This window comes from Halopseudomonas laoshanensis (assembly GCF_008365385.1).
Classification (GTDB): Bacteria; Pseudomonadota; Gammaproteobacteria; order Pseudomonadales; family Pseudomonadaceae; genus Halopseudomonas; species Halopseudomonas laoshanensis.
In genome coordinates this window covers 121162-140068 of the sequence record NZ_QOVF01000002.1, presented here as the reverse complement: position 1 = coordinate 140068, position 18907 = coordinate 121162, and the positions used below count along the sequence as shown (strand labels likewise).

The following is an 18907-nucleotide window of genomic DNA, read 5'->3' as shown; positions in this document are numbered from 1 at the left end:
TAAAGAGCCCGACCAGTACAACGAAGACATACTCGTTGTAAATGGACGTCAAGACAGGGATGAGGAAATCGACATGGATGCACCTCGCGACGATAAGCCCCGGAGCAAGGTAGCCACCCCGCGCAACCACAAGCGCGAGAATGCCTTCGAGTTTACCAAGCAGCTGGATGCGACTCAGCTGTACCTGAATGAAATCGGTTTTTCCCCCCTGCTCACGCCCGAAGAAGAAGTGCATTTCGCGCGCCTGGCACAGAAGGGTGATCCCGCCGGGCGCAAGCGCATGATTGAGAGCAACCTGCGCCTGGTGGTGAAAATAGCGCGGCGTTACGTCAATCGTGGTCTGACACTGCTCGATCTGATCGAGGAAGGTAATCTCGGCCTGATTCGCGCGGTAGAGAAGTTCGACCCCGAACGGGGATTCAGGTTCTCTACCTACGCCACCTGGTGGATTCGGCAGACCATCGAACGCGCGATCATGAATCAGACGCGCACCATTCGCCTGCCCATCCATGTGGTCAAAGAGCTGAATATTTATCTGCGCGCCGCACGTGAATTGACGCAAAAGCTTGACCACGAACCCTCCCCGGAAGAAATCTCGCAGCTCCTCGATCGTCCGGTCGAGGACGTCAAGCGCATGCTCGGCCTCAACGAGCGCGTCGCCTCCGTAGACATGGCCTTCGGCCCTGACTCGGACAAGACGCTCCTCGATACCTTGACGGACGACCATGTCACCGACCCGTGTGAGCTGTTACAGGACGATGACCTGAACGCGAGCATCGATAACTGGTTATCCGAGTTGACCGAAAAGCAGCGCGAAGTCGTTACCCGCCGCTTTGGCTTGCGTGGGCATGAGAGCAGTACGTTGGAAGAAGTTGGGCGGGAAATCGGCCTCACCCGCGAACGGGTAAGGCAGATCCAGGTCGAGGCATTGAAGCGGCTCAGAGAGATTCTCGAGCAGCACGGCCTGTCGGGTGAATCGATCTTTCAATAGCTCCACGGCAGGAGCTGACACGACCACCAGAACCCAAGTCAGTTGACTTGGGTTTTTGCTTTACTGATCCAGATATACACCGCTGGCAGCACGAACAGGGTGAACAGGGTGCCGATGGTAAGACCGCTGGCGATGACCATGCCGATATCAAACCGACTGACCGCGCCGGCACCTTCAGCAAGTAGCAAGGGAATCATTGCAAACACCATGGCTGCGGTGGTCATCAATACCGGGCGCAGACGAATCGCCGCAGAGGCTTCGACCGCTTCACGTACTGATAGCTTCTGTTCACGTTGCAATTGGTTGGCAAACTCGACGATCAGAATCCCGTGCTTGCTGATCAGCCCGATCAGGGTAACCAGACCCACCTGCGTGTAGATGTTCATCGTCGAGAAGCCCAGGAACAGCGGAATCAGCGCGCCACAAATCGACAGCGGGACAGTCACCAGAATGACCAGCGGATCACGGAAGCTCTCGAACTGCGCGGCCAATACCAGGTAGATCAGCGCCATGGCCAGGCCGAAAGTCATGTACAGCGCTGCGCCTTCCTGTTTGTACTGCCGGGCCGCGCCAGCGTAGTCGATGGTGAAGCCCTGGGGCAGCTCCTCGGCGGCAATCTGCTCCAGGGTGGCCAGCGCTTCGCCCATGCTGACGATGGGTACGCCTTGAATGCGCGCTGCGTTGAGCTGCTGGAACTGGTTGAGCTGGGTTGGCCGCGCGCGGTTATCCAGCGTGATCAAGGTGCCCAACGGCACCATGGCCCCCGAGTTGCTGCGGACATAGTAATTATTCAGCCAGCTGCGATTGTCCCGGTAGGCGCGCTCGACCTGGGCAATGACCTTGTAACTGCGGCCATCAATGGTAAAGCGGTTGATTTCGCCTTCGCCGAGCAGGGTCGCCAGGGTCACGCCGATATCTTCCATGGCGACGCCCATTTGCGCGGCTTTTTCACGGGCGATTTCGATCGTCACCTCAGGCTTGTCAAAGGCCAGGTCGATGTCCAGAAAGGCGAACTTGCCGCTTTCCTGGGCCCGATTCTTGATCGTCTCGGTGACCTGCAGCAGGCTCTCGTAGTCGCTCGGGGTATTGATCACGAATTGCAGTGGCAAGCCGTCGCCGGTGCCGGGCAGCGACGGCAGGTTGAAGCCGAAGACTTGTAGCCCGGCCACCTGATTCAGTGCCGCCTGTACTTCTGGCAACATGTCCATCTGCGAGCGCTCGCGCTGATCCCAGGGTTTGAGCAGGAACCCGCCAATGCCCCCTTGCACCCCATCGATGCCGTTGATCTGAAAGTGCGACTCGTATTCGTCAAATTCCCTGAGCACCTTGTTCATTTCGTCGGTGTAATGCGTCAGATACTCCAGGTTGGCGGTCTGCGGGGCGTTAGCCAGCATGAAAATAACGCTTTGATCTTCTTCCGGAGCCAGTTCGCTGCGGGTGAACATCAGCAGTATCGGAATCAGCAAAAGAACTATTGCGCCAAAGGTCAGGGTTACGGCTTTGGTATTCAGGCTGCTGTTCAACGTGCGCTGGTAGCGGCCCTGCAGCTTATCGAAGATCTTGTCCAGGCGGTTGGCAAAGCCGCTGGGGTTGTCTTCGTGGCGCAGCAGCTTTGAGCACATCATCGGTGAGAGCGTCAGGGCGACGATGCCGGAAATAATAACCGCGCCAGCCAGCGTGAACGCAAACTCCTTGAACAGTGCTCCGGTCAGCCCCTCCAGGAAGCCGATAGGCGCGTACACCGCCGCCAGGGTGATGGTCATCGCGACCACCGGCATGGCAATTTCACGCGCGCCGGAAAGTGAGGCCTCCACCGGCGTCTTGCCTTCCTCGATATGCCGGTGAATGTTCTCCACCACGACGATCGCGTCATCCACTACCAGACCAATTGCCAGCACCAGGGCCAGCAGCGTCAGCAGGTTGATCGAATAGCCCATCAGCTGCATGAAAAACAGCACCCCGATCATCGACAGCGGAATGGTGACCACCGGAATGATCACCGAGCGCAGAGACCCGAGAAACAGGAAGACGACGATGATGACGATAACCACGGCTTCGCCCAGGGTCTTGACCACCTCGTCAATCGAGGACTGGATAAACTGCGTCGCGTCATAGGCGATGGACGCCTGTAACTCGCCGGGCAACTGCGCTTCAATGGCCGGCATCGCTGCGCGTACGTCTTTGATTACCTCCAGCGGGTTGGCGCCGGGCGTGCCCTGAATGCCGATGTAGACCGAAGGAATGCCATCGAAGAAGCTGATCGAGTCATAGCTTTCTGCACCCAATTCGATACGCGCTATGTCACGCAGCAGTACGCGGGTGTCACCCTCGGTCTTGACCGGAATGGCGCCGAAGGCTTCCGGATCCTTGAGGTCGGTGAAGGCGCTGACGCTGGTCACCACGTACTCGCCCTTGAGCTCGCCAGCTGCGGTCAGGTAATTGTATTGACTGACAGCCTGATTGACGTCTTCAGCCGTCACGTCATAGGCGCCCATCCGGATTGGGTCCAGCCACAAGCGCATGGCGAACGTCTGGCGCCCGAGAATCTCGGCTTCCGCTATACCCGGCAGTGTTGCCAGCCGTGGTTGGACAATCCGCGACAGATAGTCGGTGATCTGCGGATTGCTCAGTGTTTCGCTGTAGAAGCTGATGTACATCAAGGCAGTAGAGTCGGCGGCCTCACGGCTGATCACCGGCTCCTGCGCCTGTGGCGGCAGTTGGTTGCGCACCTCGGCGGCCTTGGACAGGATGTCCGTGTACAGCCGGTCGGTATCCGCACCCAGCCGCGCATAGACCTGGATCACCGAGAAGTTCTGACGGCTGACCGAATTGATGTAATCAACCCCATCGGCGCTGGCCAGACTCTGCTGCAGAGGTTGCGTGATGTAGCCCTGGATCACCTCGGCATTGGCGCCCGGGTAGGCCGTGGTGACGGTAATCAGCGCGTTCTCGAGCTGCGGGTATTGACGTATCGTCAGCTGATTGAAAGCCTGCAGACCCAGTAGCACGATGAGCAGGCTGACCACGGTGGCCAGCACCGGGCGGCGGATAAAAATATCGGTAAATGCCATGCCGGAGTCGCCTTAAAGTGGGTTGCTGTTGCTGACGACAACACGCGCCTGACTGTCCAGCTTTAGCTGCCCGGCAGTAACGACCTGCTCACCGGCCTGCAGGCCGGTCAGAACCACTATCTGGCCATCGCGGCGTTCACCAGTGGTCACTGAGCGGCGCTCGACCTCCAGGACCGCTTCATCCTCCTCCATCACCGGCTCGCCCTGGTCATCCAGGCGCGGCTTGATGACATAGACGGAGTTACCGTACAGCGTGAAGGTGATAGCCGTTTCCGGCACCACTATCTGTGGCGTTTCCGTGGGTTGCAGCACCTCGAGTTCGGCGAACATGCCAGGCAGCAACTTTTCGTCAGGATTGTCGACCATGGCTCGGACCTGCAGATTTCGTGTGCTGGCCTCGACTTTGGGATTGATCGCTACGATATGGCCCTCGAAGGCTTCCTCCGGAAATGCCGCCACCTTGACCCTGACTTGCTGGTCAATGGCCAGTTGCGGATAGAACTGCTCAGGCAGGAAAAAGTCGACGAACAGGCTGGACAGGTTCTGCAAGGTAGCGATGCTCGCTCCGGGAGAAAGGTAGTCGCCAGGGTCTACCTGGCTTATGCCGATGCGCCCGGCAAAGGGTGCATTGATACGTTTCTTCGCCAGGATTGCGCGCAGCTCTTCAGCCTGCGATATGGACTGCTGCAAGGTAGAGCGCGATTGATCGAACTGGCTGCGGGAGATGCTCTGACGTGCCAGGAGGTTTTCCTGCCGCTTGAACTCAAGCTGCGCCAGGCTAGCCTGCGCTTCAGCCGATTGCAGGCTCGCGCGCTCGACGTCGCTGCTCATGACCAGCAATGGCTGACCGTCCTCGACCTGTTGGCCGGAAGTAAACAGGACCTCGCTGACGGTGCCATTGACCTCGGCCGTCAGCTCCACACCCAGCGCCGCGGTCATGCTGCCAATCGCCGGCAGACGCGTTTGCCATTGGGTCTCCACCGCCTGCGCGGCCGCTACCGCGATAGGTGGTTGTGGAGCGCTGAACATGGCTATCTGCTGAGTGATAGACGAGTACTTGTAGGCTGCGAGCGCCAGGACGAAAACCACCACGAGAATCAACATCACTATCAGACGGCGCAGCATGAAAAAGTCCTTTCTAAGTTCATACAGCTGGAAAAAAACCACCGGCTATTATCCACCTCGGTGGATTAAAATCCAATGACATATGCTCAGCTTCAGCTTTGGGCAGTTCCCGCGGTGAGCCGGTTGCGCTATAACAGCAACTGGCTGTGCCATCGTTGGCAGAGCCTGTTTTCAGCTCATGGAGATAACTACTGATGGATCTGACAAACCCCTTCGTTTTGGCCACGCTGGCGATACTGGTGGTGGTGCTGTTGTATGCGGTGATGCTTTACAACCAACTGGTCAGCATCAAGCATGCAGTCAGCCAGGCCTGGGCGAATATCGATGTGCTGTTGCGCCAACGCCATGACGAGCTACCCAAGCTGGTGGAGGCCTGCCGCCGCTATATGCAACATGAACAAGGCACTCTGGAAAAGGTCATCCAGGCGCGCACTGCAGTGGCTCAGGCGCGCGAGCGCTCTGATGTGAAAGGGGTAGGGCAGGCCGAGTCGGCGCTGCGGCTTGGGCTGGGGCAGCTGTTCGCGCTGGCCGAAAGCTACCCGGAGCTCAAGGCCAATGAGTCCTTTCAGCATCTGCAAGAGCGCATTACTGGGCTGGAGAGCGGGATTGCCGATCGCCGCGAGCTGTATAACGCGGCGGTGAATATCAACAATGTGCGAATCGAGCAATTTCCTGATGTGATCGTAGCTCGTACCTTTGATTTCAAGTCTGCCGAGCTGCTGCAGTTTTCCGAAGCGGATACTGCCGATGTGGATATGCGAGCCTTGTTTTCATGATCAATGTGCACGGCATCATGTTGTTACCGCATGGCTATTTTTTTCTGCTCCTTGCGCTTAGCAGCCTGGCGACCCTGTATGCGTTGTATCGAATGCTGACGCGTTTGCGTCGGGCGCGCTGGGTGGAAGATACGCCTACCTCACGTATCCGCTCTGCTGCCCAGGGGCTGGTAGAGCTGAATGGAGAGCTGGATGCTGGCGGTCACGCTCCGCTGGTCTCGCCGCTGGCTGAAATTGACTGCCTCTGGTATCGGTTTCGGGTTGAGGAGTATCGCCGCAGCGGCAAAACCAGCCAATGGCGCACGGTCGAGCAAGGTGTATCGGAACGCCCGTTTCTGTTGCGCGATGCCACCGGCAGTTGCTGGATCGATCCGCAGGGCGCTGAAGTGCATCCACACAAGCGCCGGCGATGGGAAGGGCACAAACGCTGGCCGGCGGGTCATAGTCTGCGTACCGGGTTGCTCGGAAGCTTGATCGGCAGCCGTTATCGCTACACCGAGGAATGGTTTTCCGAGGGCGAGTCCTTGTATGCCTTGGGCTGGTTTCAGAGCCGTGGCGGTGGGCGTGAGGCGCAGGATCAGAGCTCGGTGGCGCGGCAGGTCATTAGCCAATGGAAAGCCGATTATCCGGATCTGGTCGCGCGCTTTGATCAGAACAAGGACGGCCAGTTGGATATGCAGGAATGGGACCGGGTCCGCGCTGCAGCAGAGACCGAAGCCGAGCGCCGGGCTCGGGTCGCCGGCCGCGCAGCGGTAGTGCATATGCTGGGTAAACCGTCAGTCAGCGGCTTGCCTTTTTTGTTATCAGATCACCATGAGGAACATCTCAGCGAGCATCTGCGGCGGCAATCGCGGTGGAGTCTTGCGGGGCTGTTCGCTGCGAGTGTGGTCAGCGGAGCCTTGTGGTTGGCGCTGCTGTCGGGCAGTTGAGATTCAGATGTGCTGGTTGGCGTTCTGGCGAGCGACCTTGCGGGTGCTGTAATTGCGTAACCAGTCAGCCAGCGCAGTGGCTGACAGCGGCCGACTGTAGTAATAGCCCTGACCTTCACTACAACCCTGATCGATAATGTAGGCTTCCTGCGCGGCGGATTCGACGCCCTCGGCAATCACCTGCATATTCAAGCTGCGGCCCAGCTGGATGATTGCGCGGACGATGGTGGCGTCGTCTTCGTCGACCAGCACATCCAGTACAAAGCTCTTGTCGATCTTGATCTTGTCCAGCGGCAGGCCGCGAAGATAACTCAGCGAAGAATAACCGGTACCAAAATCGTCGATCGCAATCAATACGCCGGCCTTTTTCAGGTTGTTCAGGTGGCCTGCAGCAGCGGAAATATCCTCCATCAAACCGGTTTCTGTGACCTCCAGCTCAAGGCTGTGGGGCGGTAACTTGTACCGCTGCATGAGGTTGGTAACCAGTTTGGACAACTCGCTATGGTGCAGCTGTACGGTGGACAGATTGACGGCCATGCGTAGATCGGTGAAGCCGTCTTTACGCCACAGGCTGAGTTGATGGCAGGCCTGTTCCAGTACCCACTCGCCGATCCCGATAATGCTGCCGTTCTGTTCGGCCAGTGGAATGAACAGATCCGGCGGGACCAGGCCGCGTTCAGGATGCTGCCAGCGGATCAAGGCTTCCACACCCACTACCTTGTGACTGCTGTAGCTGACCTGGGGTTGGTAGACCAGATGGAACTCGTTGCGGGCCAGCGCGCCGCGCAGGTCTTTTTCCAGTTCACGGCGAACGCGCATCTCGCTATCCAGGCTGGCGATGTAAAACTGGTAGCGATTGCGTGAGCGTGCCTTGGCCAGCATCATCGTCTGCTCTGCTTTCTGCAGCAGTTTTTCAGCGTCGTCGCCGTCATCGGGGAACAGGGTGATACCAATGGTCGCCCGCAGGCTGATGCTGTGGTCTCCCAGTTCGAACGGGCGGTTCAGGTCGTCAAGAATGGTTTGCGCGAGCTCGGCAGCTTCATAGGGCTCATTGATCCCGGTCTGAATCAGCGCGAACTGATCACCGCCCAAGCGTGCCAGGCTGCCCAGGCGACCGCTGTTGGCGCGCAAACGGTCTGCAACGGCGACCAGCAGGCTGTCGCCCGATTGGTAGCTGAACTGCTCGTTGACCTCCTTGAAATCGTCCAGCCCGCAGCACAGCACAGCCACGCCGCGCTGGCGCCGGCCTGCATCGGTCAGGATGCGGCCGAGCTGTTCCTGCAGCATGCTGCGATTGGGCAGGCTGGTCAGGGTGTCGTGGTGGGCCATGTGCAGCAAGTTGGCCTCAGCTTCACGGCGGCGATGGCTGTTGCGCTCGATGGAATCCAGCAGCTCGTTGGCCTTGTTGATCCAGACACCCAACTCGTTCTTTTCCTGGCCAGGCAACATGGGGATGTGCATTTTGCCCGGTTGGTCGGGATTGATGTCGGCGATATGGCCAATAATTCGTGCCAGGGGTTTGGTCAGCAGTACGTGATAGATGAGAAACAGCACGAAGGCCATTGCCATCGCTCGCAGAATGCCGGAGAGCATGATGATCAGCGAGCTTTGCAGAAAGTCATTGCCGTAGGGATGAGTATCCAGCGTCAGACGCAGGTCACCGTAATACTCGTTGTACGGTGCGCGACCATGCAGCTCGATGCTGTAGCTTTGTTCTGCGCCGAACAACCAGTCGGTCAGCGTGCGGTATCCGGAGCTGGGAGTAATCTCTTCACGGTATGCCAGGGGGGCTTCATCAGGATGGCCGATGGAGGCAAAGCGCACCGCTTCATGCTCGAAGAGGCCTTCCACCACCTGCATGGCCATTTCCCTGTCCAGGCTATACACCGCCTGGGTCGCGGGGTCGCGGGACATGGCCAGAATCTGGGCAGCGGTACTGTCTATCAGTGACCGCTCCTTCTTCAAATCATAGAGTATCTGTGCGCAACTGAGCACGATTCCAACAAGCAATGCCCAGAGCAGAACAAGGCGCAGAAGCTTGATCGATAGACTGTGTCGGCGCTCCGGTTTCAATGTCTTGTTATTCCAGCATCAGTTGATAGGTATCTGTACATCATCAAGGGCCCGGCGCAATCATGCAATGGGGCTTTGCGCGCAGCACATGATACCCAGTATCGGTGAGGAATCGAATGACGTCAAAGTGCCAGCGTCATTTAATAGACATAAACGACACACCCCGCCGAAGCGGGGTGTGTTGGAGCGATAACTACCCAGGTATTACGCGGCGAGATTTTTCGCAACGAAGTCCCAGTTGACCAGATTCCAGAACGCTTCGACGTATTTCGGACGGGCGTTGCGGTAGTCGATGTAGTAGGCATGTTCCCATACATCGCAGGTCAGCAGCGGCGTGTCGCCGGAGGTGATGGGGTTGCCAGCACCAACAGTGCTGACCAGCGCCAGGGAACCATCGCTGCGCTTGACCAACCAGCCCCAGCCAGAACCGAAGGTGCCAATCGAAGTCTTGCTGAACTCTTCCTTGAACTTGTCAAAGGAGCCAAAGGACTTGTTGATGGCATCGGCCAGCTCGCCAGTGGGCTCGCCACCGCCGTTCGGGCTCAGGCAGTTCCAGTAGAACGTGTGGTTCCAGACCTGGGCTGCATTGTTGAATACGCCACCCTTGGAAGTCTTGATGATCTCTTCCAGGCTTTTGCCTTCGAATTCGGTACCGGGGACCAGGTTGTTCAGGTTGTCGACATAAGTCTTGTGGTGCTTGTCGTGGTGGTATTCCAGCGTCTCAGCCGAAATGTGTGGCTGCAGCGCAGTTTTTTCATAGGGCAATGCTGGTAATTCAAAAGCCATGTTGTATCTCCATCTTCAGGTATCAGGATCCGGAAACGGTATGAAAACGACACGAATCCGTGGTGTGACTGGCAGGCTGGCAGCTCTTGGTCCAACAGCCTGATGACGCCTCTTGTGAATTGGGCGTTGCCCGTCCAACCGACCGGGAAGCAATTATCATAGCATCACCGTGGCACTCTATCCACGCACCAAGCATGTGGTTTTACGCCGGTTAGAGCCTCGGGCTCAGGAGTTGGCGAGGCCCCAGGCAACGCTCAGCATCATGCAGGCCACGCCCACATCGATCAGTTTCCAGGTGTAGGGGCGGCTTAGCCAAGGCGCCAGCCAGGCGCCGCCAAGCGCCAGGGCAGTAAACCAGAGAATCGAGCCGCTGACCGCGCCCAGAGCAAATATGCCGGGCAGTTGTTGTTGCGCGCCGATGGACCCGATCAACACCACGGTATCCAGGTAGACATGCGGGTTCAGCAGGGTGACCGCCAGCGTCGCAAGGATCACGGCACGCCGCGTTCGGGGTGGCTGCACGTCGACGTTCAAGGCAGTTGGCTTGCTGGCGCGGCGTAGCGCCAGCGCAGCATAGCTGAGCAGGAAGAGTACACCGCCCCAGCGCGTGATCTCCAGCAGTAACGAGTGCTCCTGCAGCAGGGCGCCAAGCCCGAAAGTACCGGCGACAATGAGCACCGCGTCGCAACTCATGCACAGGATCGCGGCGGTAAGGTGATGCTCGCGTTTGAGGCTCTGCCCGAGAACGAAAGCGTTCTGGGCGCCGATCGCGATGATCAGCCCGGTGGCGACAAATAACCCGGTAAAGTAAGTGCTCATCATTTGGCTTGATTCCTGGTTCAACGAGTCGGCAGTTTCGGTTACTCTGCCAAATAAGGAAAACGAATAATCGTTATGCAGTATTAAGAGAATTAATAATTATGGATTATAAGTTGCTGCAGGCATTAGCCGCCGTGGTCGAGCAGGGTGGCTTTGAACGGGCGGCGCTTACGCTGGGGTTGTCGCAGTCCGCGGTGTCGCAGCGGATCAAGTTGCTGGAGTCTCGCGTGGGTGCCCCGGTGCTGCTGCGCAGGTCACCACCGGTGCCCACCCTGGCTGGGCAGAGGCTGCTCAATCATATGCAACAGGTGCGCTTGCTGGAGCGTGATCTGCTTCAGGATGTGCCAATGGGCGAGCAGGGCGCGGGGCAAACGCGACTGCGTATTGCCCTGAATGCCGATAGCCTGGCGACCTGGTGGGCGGCGGCCGTGGCGCCGCTGTGCGAAGAGCAGGGGCTGCTATTGGATCTGCTGACCGACGACCAGGATGTAGGCCTGCGGCGTATGCGCTCCGGCGAGGTGGCCGGATGTGTTTGCGCTACACCCACGCCGGTAGCCGGGGCTCGCGCGCTTAAATTGGGCGACATGCGATACCTGGCGGTGGCGCGCTCCGACCTGCTGGCCACTTATTTTCCGCCAGGGTGGAAGGCGCCTGCATGGGGCCAGGCGCCGGCTATTGTGTTCGGTTCGGACGATCAGTTGCAGCATCGGTTCCTGGCCAACTGCGGCTACCAGGGCGAGTTTCCCTACCACCTGTGTCCGTCCTCTGAGGGGTTTGTGCGCATGCTCTGCGCGGGCATCGGCTGGGGTATGGTCCCAGCGCTACAGATTATCCAGGAACTTGAACAGGGTCTGCTGCGGGAAATTCTGCCGGGGCAGGGCGTGGATGTTCCGCTGTACTGGCACTACTGGCGCAATGGCGGGCGCCTGTTGGAGCAACTGACCCAGCAGCTGGCAAGCAGCGCGCCTGGCTTGCTGGGTAAGGGTCAGGCGTCGGCGTTCCCTAGCTGATCTGAATTTTTCCCGAGCCGGGCAACTCTTCAATGCAATGATCGCCCATCAGCCGTGAAGGGGTGAAATAACCCGGCGCCCGCACGCCTTCCAGCACGTGTTTGACTGCCATCAATACGCCGTGCACCGTCACGTCATAACCGTTGGCGACTTCGATACGCGCGGTGACCTTCTTGCCCGCCCGGTTCTGCGCTTCGCCCCAGACAAAGGTCCGCGCGCTGAGCCGTTGCTGACTGTCCGGCCCGGTGATCTTGCGGCCCACCAGATGCTTCAGCAGGGCCTGAACAGGCGCCAGGCCGAGCACCGGTCTGAGCCAATCCAGCCGCCGCAGACGGGTGGCGGCACTCGGTGCCATGGGAATAAACACCTCAATATTATCGATGCCGGTAGAAAACCAGGCGGTGGCGATATCGCCCCAGGGAATGGTGACGGCGTATTTGGTGCCGTTGCCAAAGTCGATCTCGCGACTCTGCCATGCCAGCGGAACAGTGCGGATCTTGTCTTTTTCCCGCACCTTGCCGCCATACTTGAGCCCTTCTACCGAGGTCTTGGCAGTGCCCGGCGAAAAGCCGCTGCGTGAGTCAAAGCCCAGGGCCAGGCGGTCGGCGTCTGGTAGTTCGGCTTTCAAGGTGGCAGCGATGCAATCGGTAGGGATGACGTCAAAGCCAACTCCCGAACAGATAACGATATTGGCCGCCTCCGCCTCTGCATGGCGCTGCTGCGCAGCAACAAACACGTCTATCTCTCCGGTGATATCCAGATAATGGCAATGGTTGGCGAGACAGGCGTCAATCATCGGCTGACTGGTGGCCGAAAAGGGGCCGGCGCAATGGGCAACGGCTTGCATACCTTTTACCCCTTCAATGGCGGCCGCAGCGTCGCGCAAGTCGAAGATCCGGCAAGGCAAGTCCAGTTCGCTGGCCAAAGCCTCCACCGCGCTGCGATTGCGCCCGGCGAGCACCGGTTTCAGACCCTGCTCGTAGGCCTCCCTGGCCAACAGGGTGCCGGTATAGCCATTGGCGCCGTATATCATCCATTCCTGCATGGTTCTTCCTCTTCTGCCGTGCGGCGCTGCCGCATCCAAGGCTTGAGGTTAACGGCTGCAACTCCACAGCGCCAGTGCCTGTGCCGGTGTATGCTTTAGCCTTGCAGAGGCTAACAACAAAAAAAGGGGTAGGATGACTATGCGGATTCTGGTCACGGGTGCCAGCGGCTTTATCGGCGGGCGCTTTGCGGCCCATGCGTTGGCGCAGGGGTTGCAGGTCGTCTGTTCAGGGCGGCAGATGGCGGCGATGGGCTGGCTGGCCGAACGCGGCGCCGAGTGTATTGCCGGGGATCTGCTCGATGCGGCATTCGCCCTGAAGGCCAGTGCCGGCTGCGACGCCGTTGTTCACTGTGCAGGCGCGGTAGGGACGTGGGGCAGCTACCAGCATTTCTATGACGCCAATGTTCGTGTGACCGAGCACATCATCGCAGCGATGCAGCAACAGCAGATTCCGCGTCTGGTGCATCTGTCTTCTCCGTCAATCTACTTTGACGGCCAGCACCACCGGGATGTCAGTGAAGATTTCAAGCCGCCACGCTTTTTTGATCATTACGGCGCTACTAAATATCTGGCCGACCAGAAGGTTCTTGCTGCCGGTCGCCAGGGGCTGGAAGTGATTGCACTGCGGCCGCGGTTGGTCATCGGCGCGGGTGACACCTCGGTATTTCCTCGTTTGCTGCGGGCTCATCAGAGTGGCCGGTTGCGCATTATCGGTCGTGGCGACAATCGTGTGGATCTGACTCCGGTGGAGAACGTCAGTCAGGCATTGCTGTTGGCGTTGCAGGCGCCTTCCACTGCGCTAGGGCGTGCCTACAACATCAGTAATGGAGATCCGGTGGCGTTCTGGCCGACCTTCAATCGACTGCTTGGCACGCTGGGCATGCCGCCATTGACCCAGCATATGCCCTATGCCTTGGCTTACGGTCTGGCCAGTATCGCCGAGCTGAAAGCCCGGTTAACCCCAGGTCAACCTGAGCCAGCCATATTTCGCCTGGGTATGGCCGTTATGGCGCGCGATTTCAATCTGGATATCAGCGCTGCGCGCGAGCATCTTGGCTACGTGCCCACCGTCAGCACCGAGGAGGGCATTGCTCGTTTTGCCAGCTGGTGGCAGGCGGGCATGTCGGCGCTAGCGGACTACCTGCCCGCGGTAGATGCGCACCGGCGCTGATTCATTCTGCCGCACCGGCGGCGGTGCCTCGAAGGCTGGGGCGGGCGTCTGCTGCAACAGACGCTGACGCGAAGCGATCGCACCCTGGCCCAGTTGCATCTCCGGCTCGGGCTCTGCTTCGGGCGTGGTCATATCGGCCAGGCGCAGGCCCAGTTCGCGGATGTCACCCAAACGACTGTCCCGACTGAGGCGGATCATGTGCTCGACCGCGTCGACATCGCTAAGCCTGACAGTCACTCCCAGTTCCTGTTTGAGTCGGCGTCGCAGTGCGGTCATGCATTCGAGTGTAGTGCGATTGAATTGCGCTTCAGTAAACATCATGCCCCCTGGTGGCTTGGTTAACAGTCGAGGGTTCTGGCCAAGCGTTCCTGTAACAAGCAGAATATGTACCAATTGTCCGATTCGACGGATTTATGCGCGCTGTAGCGGGTCCAACGGCGCAAAGTGGCCCCCTGCGGGGCTAGGCCTGCGATCTGCTGGTGCATGATTGCACCGCTCTGGCGCGGCCTTTTCAAGGTTTTTTGTCAAAAGAAAAGAGGTTAGTACATGAAAGGACGTGATCGGGATGACGACTTGCCAAGCTTCCGGGCAACGGATGACCATGATCCTTTGTCGGACCGCGATCAGCCCTCTCCAGCGGTGAGTCCCCGGGCAGAGACCATTCACACGCCGCTACGACCCGAGCCTTCCTCCCAGGGTAACGGTGCATTGTGGGCGCTGTGTGCGGCACTGACGCTGGCGCTGATTGGTTTCGGCTACTGGAGCCACCAACAACAAACTCAGTTGCGCCAGCAACTGGTGGCCACGCAAAACAGCTTTGCACGCATCAGTGAAGATGCGGTGGGCCGTATTCAGGATATTACCGGTAAGGTCAGTGCGACTGAGTCCTCCCGTAGCGAGGCCGAGCAGGCGCGCGCGGCGCAACTCGAGCAGTTGGAAAAGCAGGTAGCCGAGTTGACTGATCAAGTGCAGACGCAAACGAGCCGTCTGGACACTGCCGCTACCAGCGAGCGCGATCTACTGGCCCGGTTGGCGGCCCAGGAAGAATTGGTGCAAGCCGGCGCGGAGCAACTGACTGAGCAACAGGAGCAACTGGTTGAGCAGGAAGAGCTGTTGGAAGCTATCGAGCAGCGCTCAAGCGAGAATCTCGCTGCGGTGGAGGAGCTTGAACAGATGCTCACGGCACTTAACGGTGAAGCCGGCCAATTGACTCAGCTGGAACAACAGCTGGAGCGTCAGGCGGCCCGTACCTCCAGCCTGGAGTCCAAGCTGGAAATTCTCGCGCGTGAGCGGCAGTCGGTAAACCTCGACCAGGAATTGCTGGTGCTGCGCTCGGAAATTGATCAACGCTTGAGCAGTACTCAGGATGCGCTGGAGTCTATCGACAGCTTCCGCGTACAGGTCAATCGCAACATCAATACCTTGCGTACGCAAATGTCCAACCTGCAACAGCAGGTCTCTGCGCCCTGATGAATTTTCTCGCGCATCTGTTTCTCGGCCCCAAAGAGCCCGAGCAGGCGTTGGGTAGTCTGCTTGGAGACTTCGTGCGCGGGCCCGTGGAACGCCTGGATCTGCCCCGGGGGGTACGCGACGGTATCTGGCTGCATCGGCGTATAGACGTCTTCACGGACGCTCACCCCTTGGTGCGCCGCAGCCGCGAGCGAGTCAGCCCGGAGCGTCGCCGCTATGCTGGCATCATGATCGACATGTTCTACGATCATTTGCTGGCCCGCCACTGGCAGGCATTTTCGGACCAGCCGCTGGAGCAATTCACCCAGGACATTTACGCGGTATTGCTGGACCAGCAATCCATCATCCCCGAACAGGCGTGGCCGACGATCAGTCGCATGGCGAAAAATGATTGGTTGTCCAGCTACGCCCGGTTGCACAACCTGCACCGGGCGCTGGATAACATTTCGCTGCGGCTCAAGCGCGCCAATCCGTTGCCGGGCTCAGCGCAAGAGCTGGAGCAGGATTATCCCGGCTTCGAGGCGGATTTTATGGCCTATATGCCGCAGGTGATGGCGTACGCCACCGATCAGGCCGCCGATTTCAATCGCTCGACCGCGGTATCTGTGGCTAGCTCGGATGCCACCTCAGCCCCGGAGTCTGGAGTTAATCCCAAGGCCTGACTGACGGCCGCCTGACTCTTTCTTGCCAACTGGTTGCGGTTGCCGGCGCTGGGTTGCAGATCTTCAAGAAAATGCAATTCCACGTCTATGCGTGGGCTACCCAGCAGCTTCAGCAGGTGCGCAGAGAATTCGTCGTCGTTGATAAAAGGCGCGATGGTATCTGGCTGGCCCTGTTGCCGGTAGGCGATCGCCACTGGTTGTATCGGTGTCGCGGAGTCGATTGCGCAGCTCAGCAAGCGGCCGTGAAAGGTTCGTAGCTGATCGCCCGCCGTGGTAGTGCCTTCGGCAAAAATCACCAGGCTGTGGCCGTCCTCCAAGGCGCTGGCCAACTGAGCCTGCAGGCTGGTACCGCTGGTTTGTCCGCGCTGGATATACAGAGTCCCGGCGGCCGTCGCCAGCCAGCCGATCACCGGCCAGTCGCGAACCTCTGCTTTGGACAGAAAATGCACTGGGGTATGCGCGCCGATAAGGATGATATCCAGCCAGGAGACATGATTGCTGACCAGCAGCCGCGTTTCGGTTGCCGGCAGGCCGTGGCACTTAACACGTAGGGGTAACACGCGGAGTAAGCCGCGCATCCACCATCGGGCCCAGCGCTGGCGCTCGGTGCCCATTGGCCTGGCGGTGAGTTTTTGCAATAGCGCCATGACCAGACTCAGTAGCAGCCCGCAGCCAATCCATACCACTACCGCGGGTATGCGCCAGAGGCGCCTGAGAATGACGCGTGTAGAGCTTTCCATGGTCATCTTCAGGCGGTCTTGAAATGGCGGGCGTAGCGTGAGCATAGCTGCTCGCGGCGCAACAGAATGAATACGTCGGCCACATTGAACTCGGGGTCCCAGCAGGGCTCGCCGCAGATTTTGGCGCCCAGGCGCATGTACGCTTTGAGCAAGGGCGGTAACTGCGCGGTGACGTTGTCCGGCAGATCCATTTCCGGAATAGGCAGGCGCGGAATCGCATTAAGCCATTCGCGGCACAGGTAACGCTCGCGCAAGCGCTGCATGACCGCATGCGCCTGCACGCCGCCGTCACCCATACCGACACTGGCGCAGCCCATCAGGAAGCTGTAATGCCGCTCGTTCATCAATTGCGCGATGCCGGACCAGAGCACGGAGATGGTCGCGCCGTTGCGGTAGTCGGCATGCACGCAAGTGCGACCAATTTCCAACACGTCGCCGCGCAGTTGCCCCAAGCCCACCAGTTGAAACTCGCTCTCGCTGTAGAAGCCGCCGGCCTGGCGGGCGCGCGAGCTGTCCAGCAGGCGGGTAGTGGCGACGACTGCGCCGGTGCGCTGGTCGCGCACTACCAGATGCTCACAATGCAGGTCGAATACGTCCTGGTCCAGGCCACTCTCGGGATTGGCCAACTGCGCGCCGCATTCCTCGCTGAACACTTGAAAGCGCAATGCCTGGGCCGCTCTCAGGCTCGTTTGGTCTTGGGCCATTTCCACGATCAGTGGACGTTCTTGGGTTACTTCCAGGGCAAGCGCAGCTTGTGACATCGGGCACCTCCATCGGGACAGCCTCGGGTTGTTTCCAGACCGAGGCTATGGCACCGGGGTGTCAGCGCCGTGAAACTTTGGTGGCGGTTGTGTGACAGCGCTGTAGGTTTATTAAGTCAGTCCCGGCTGTGCAGGCGTATTCAGGCCTACCGGGATCATCAATAAAGCGCTGTGAAGAGAGCCCTGGCGTGAGCGGCCCTTTGTCTGGCCTGATATGATCGGTTTTTCCTGGACGCAGTCGGGCCGCTCACCTACGGGTGGGAGCGCGGGCTCCAGATCGACTATCGCATCCTGATGTAAGGCATGGCATGACAGGCACCACCTATCCCTGGCGGGAGGGCAATACTTACCGGTTGACGGTCAACGGCGAGCATTTTTTCCCGGAACTGCTTGAGCAGTTACAGCAAGCGCGGGAAACGATTGATATCGAGATGTATCTGGTTACCTCCGGTCAGGTCACTGCCCGCCTGGTGAAAGTGCTGATTGCCGCGGTGGGGCGGGGCGTGCAGGTGCGCTGCCTGTTTGATGCGGTGGGCAGCCGCGAGTTTGCCGAACCAGAGCGCGAGCAACTGCGGCAGGCTGGTGTGGATCTGCGCTTTTATAATCCGTTGAACTGGCGTTTTGGCTCGCGCAACTTTCACCGGGACCACCGCAAAATTGTTTTGGTGGATCAGGTGCGCGCGATGGTCGGTGGCATGGGCTTGACCGATCCTTTCTGCCAGGCCGATGCCTCCGGGCAGACCGAGTGGCACGAACAGATGCTATTGATAGAAGGTCCTGTGGTGGCTGATTGGCAGGACCTTTTCGAGCAGGAGTGGGATAAGGCGGGCCTGCCGCCAACTGCACTGCTAGCGCCATTGCGGCGCAAGGTCAGCGTGCCACCGCACCCGCAGGGCGATGCCGGCCATGGCCGGGTAGCCTATATCGATTCGCGGCATGGCAAGGAAGTGCTCAATTGTCTGTTGGCGGCGGTGCGCCGAGCGGACACCCGGGTCTGGCTGGCTACGCCGTATTTTCTCCCGGCCTGGCGTATCCGTCGGGCATTGCAGCGCGCGGCGCGTCGCGGGGTGGATGTGCGTTTGCTGCTCTGTGGTCAACGTATTGACCATCCGCAAGTGCGTTATGCGGGTCAGCGCTTTTACAGCCGATTATTGAAGTCTGGCGTGCGCATTTATGAATACCAACCCCGCTTTCTGCATCTTAAAACCGCACTGGTAGATGACTGGGTGTCGCTGGGCTCGTGTAATTTCGATCACTGGACGCTGCACTGGAATCTTGAGGCCAATCACCAGGCGGTGGATGCGGGGCTGATTGCAGATGTGGCGAGCAGTTTTGAAACTGACTTCACTGATAGCAAGGAATGGACGCTGGCCCAATGGCGCGAGCTACCCTGGCAGCATCGGTTGAAGATTCGCGTCTGGGGTCAGGTCAATCGGTGGGTGATGTTCTGGTTTGATATCAAGCGCTAAGTTCTTCAA

General features: G+C 59.1%; 17 protein-coding genes. 8 read left to right on the top strand and 9 right to left on the bottom strand.

Translation table 11 applies throughout. The features are described from left to right. Nucleotides 1-28: 28 nt before the first annotated feature. Nucleotides 29-991 (top strand): RNA polymerase sigma factor RpoS, encoded by a 963-nt coding sequence (rpoS, locus tag DT594_RS07210; protein WP_425460538.1) that lies wholly within the window; start codon nucleotides 29-31, stop codon nucleotides 989-991. Between the two features lie 38 nt (nucleotides 992-1029). On the opposite strand, the gene DT594_RS07205 is transcribed toward rpoS, so the two are convergent. Together DT594_RS07205 and DT594_RS07200 are read right to left on the bottom strand one after the other, a co-directional pair. Beyond that, nucleotides 1030-4062, bottom strand: a complete 3033-nt coding sequence (locus DT594_RS07205; RefSeq protein ID WP_149332073.1) for a multidrug efflux RND transporter permease subunit — start codon at nucleotides 4060-4062, stop codon at nucleotides 1030-1032. A 12-nt stretch (nucleotides 4063-4074) separates the two neighbouring features. Beyond that, nucleotides 4075-5187, bottom strand: a complete 1113-nt coding sequence (locus tag DT594_RS07200; RefSeq protein ID WP_149332072.1) for an efflux RND transporter periplasmic adaptor subunit — start codon at nucleotides 5185-5187, stop codon at nucleotides 4075-4077. Nucleotides 5188-5381: 194 nt separating this feature from the next. Between DT594_RS07200 and DT594_RS07195 the strand changes: the two genes are divergently transcribed. Both DT594_RS07195 and DT594_RS07190 read left to right on the top strand, forming a co-directional pair. Next, nucleotides 5382-5963 (top strand): LemA family protein, encoded by a 582-nt coding sequence (locus DT594_RS07195; RefSeq protein ID WP_149332071.1) that lies wholly within the window; start codon nucleotides 5382-5384, stop codon nucleotides 5961-5963. Beyond that, nucleotides 5960-6892: a GIDE domain-containing protein gene (locus DT594_RS07190; RefSeq protein WP_149332070.1), complete on the top strand. Its 933-nt coding sequence runs from the start codon at nucleotides 5960-5962 to the stop codon at nucleotides 6890-6892. The genes DT594_RS07195 and DT594_RS07190 overlap by 4 nt, the downstream gene beginning before the upstream one ends. 3 nt (nucleotides 6893-6895) lie before the next feature. Here the strand turns inward: DT594_RS07190 and DT594_RS07185 are convergent, their stop codons facing one another. From DT594_RS07185 to DT594_RS07175, 3 genes are all read right to left on the bottom strand, one after another. Then, entirely contained in the window at nucleotides 6896-8965 is a 2070-nt protein-coding gene (locus DT594_RS07185) for a putative bifunctional diguanylate cyclase/phosphodiesterase (protein WP_149332069.1), read from the bottom strand. 204 nt (nucleotides 8966-9169) lie between these two features. After that, complete coding sequence (gene sodB, locus DT594_RS07180) at nucleotides 9170-9751, bottom strand: superoxide dismutase [Fe] (protein WP_149332068.1); 582 nt, start codon at nucleotides 9749-9751, stop codon at nucleotides 9170-9172. 225 nt (nucleotides 9752-9976) lie between these two features. Next, entirely contained in the window at nucleotides 9977-10573 is a 597-nt protein-coding gene (locus DT594_RS07175; protein ID WP_149332067.1) for a LysE/ArgO family amino acid transporter, read from the bottom strand. Nucleotides 10574-10668: 95 nt separating this feature from the next. On the opposite strand from DT594_RS07175, the gene DT594_RS07170 reads away from it, so the two are divergent. Continuing rightward, complete coding sequence (locus tag DT594_RS07170; RefSeq protein ID WP_149332630.1) at nucleotides 10669-11580, top strand: LysR family transcriptional regulator ArgP; 912 nt, start codon at nucleotides 10669-10671, stop codon at nucleotides 11578-11580. On the opposite strand, the gene DT594_RS07165 is transcribed toward DT594_RS07170, so the two are convergent. Next, entirely contained in the window at nucleotides 11573-12625 is a 1053-nt protein-coding gene (locus DT594_RS07165; protein WP_246164584.1) for a saccharopine dehydrogenase family protein, read from the bottom strand. The genes DT594_RS07170 and DT594_RS07165 overlap by 8 nt on opposite strands. 139 nt (nucleotides 12626-12764) lie before the next feature. Here DT594_RS07165 and DT594_RS07160 point away from each other — a divergent pair, with 139 nt between their 5' ends. Further along, entirely contained in the window at nucleotides 12765-13796 is a 1032-nt protein-coding gene (locus tag DT594_RS07160; protein WP_149332628.1) for an NAD-dependent epimerase/dehydratase family protein, read from the top strand. Here DT594_RS07160 and DT594_RS07155 read toward each other — a convergent pair. Next, nucleotides 13755-14114 (bottom strand): hypothetical protein, encoded by a 360-nt coding sequence (locus DT594_RS07155; protein WP_149332066.1) that lies wholly within the window; start codon nucleotides 14112-14114, stop codon nucleotides 13755-13757. The two genes, DT594_RS07160 and DT594_RS07155, sit on opposite strands and share 42 nt — an antisense overlap. A gap of 228 nt (nucleotides 14115-14342) precedes the next feature. On the opposite strand from DT594_RS07155, the gene DT594_RS07150 reads away from it, so the two are divergent. Both DT594_RS07150 and DT594_RS07145 read left to right on the top strand, forming a co-directional pair. Then, on the top strand, nucleotides 14343-15266 hold the full coding sequence (locus DT594_RS07150) for a hypothetical protein (protein WP_149332065.1): 924 nt from the start codon (nucleotides 14343-14345) through the stop codon (nucleotides 15264-15266). Continuing rightward, nucleotides 15266-15928 (top strand): acyl carrier protein phosphodiesterase, encoded by a 663-nt coding sequence (locus tag DT594_RS07145; protein ID WP_149332064.1) that lies wholly within the window; start codon nucleotides 15266-15268, stop codon nucleotides 15926-15928. Before DT594_RS07150 ends, DT594_RS07145 begins: the two co-directional genes overlap by 1 nt. Here DT594_RS07145 and DT594_RS07140 read toward each other — a convergent pair. Both DT594_RS07140 and DT594_RS07135 read right to left on the bottom strand, forming a co-directional pair. Then, nucleotides 15835-16668: a lysophospholipid acyltransferase family protein gene (locus DT594_RS07140; RefSeq protein WP_149332063.1), complete on the bottom strand. Its 834-nt coding sequence runs from the start codon at nucleotides 16666-16668 to the stop codon at nucleotides 15835-15837. The genes DT594_RS07145 and DT594_RS07140 overlap by 94 nt on opposite strands. 8 nt (nucleotides 16669-16676) lie before the next feature. After that, complete coding sequence (locus tag DT594_RS07135) at nucleotides 16677-17429, bottom strand: GNAT family N-acetyltransferase (RefSeq protein ID WP_149332062.1); 753 nt, start codon at nucleotides 17427-17429, stop codon at nucleotides 16677-16679. Between the two features lie 308 nt (nucleotides 17430-17737). Between DT594_RS07135 and DT594_RS07130 the strand changes: the two genes are divergently transcribed. After that, nucleotides 17738-18898, top strand: a complete 1161-nt coding sequence (locus DT594_RS07130) for a phospholipase D-like domain-containing protein (RefSeq protein WP_149332061.1) — start codon at nucleotides 17738-17740, stop codon at nucleotides 18896-18898. The last annotated feature ends 9 nt before the right edge of the window (nucleotides 18899-18907 follow it).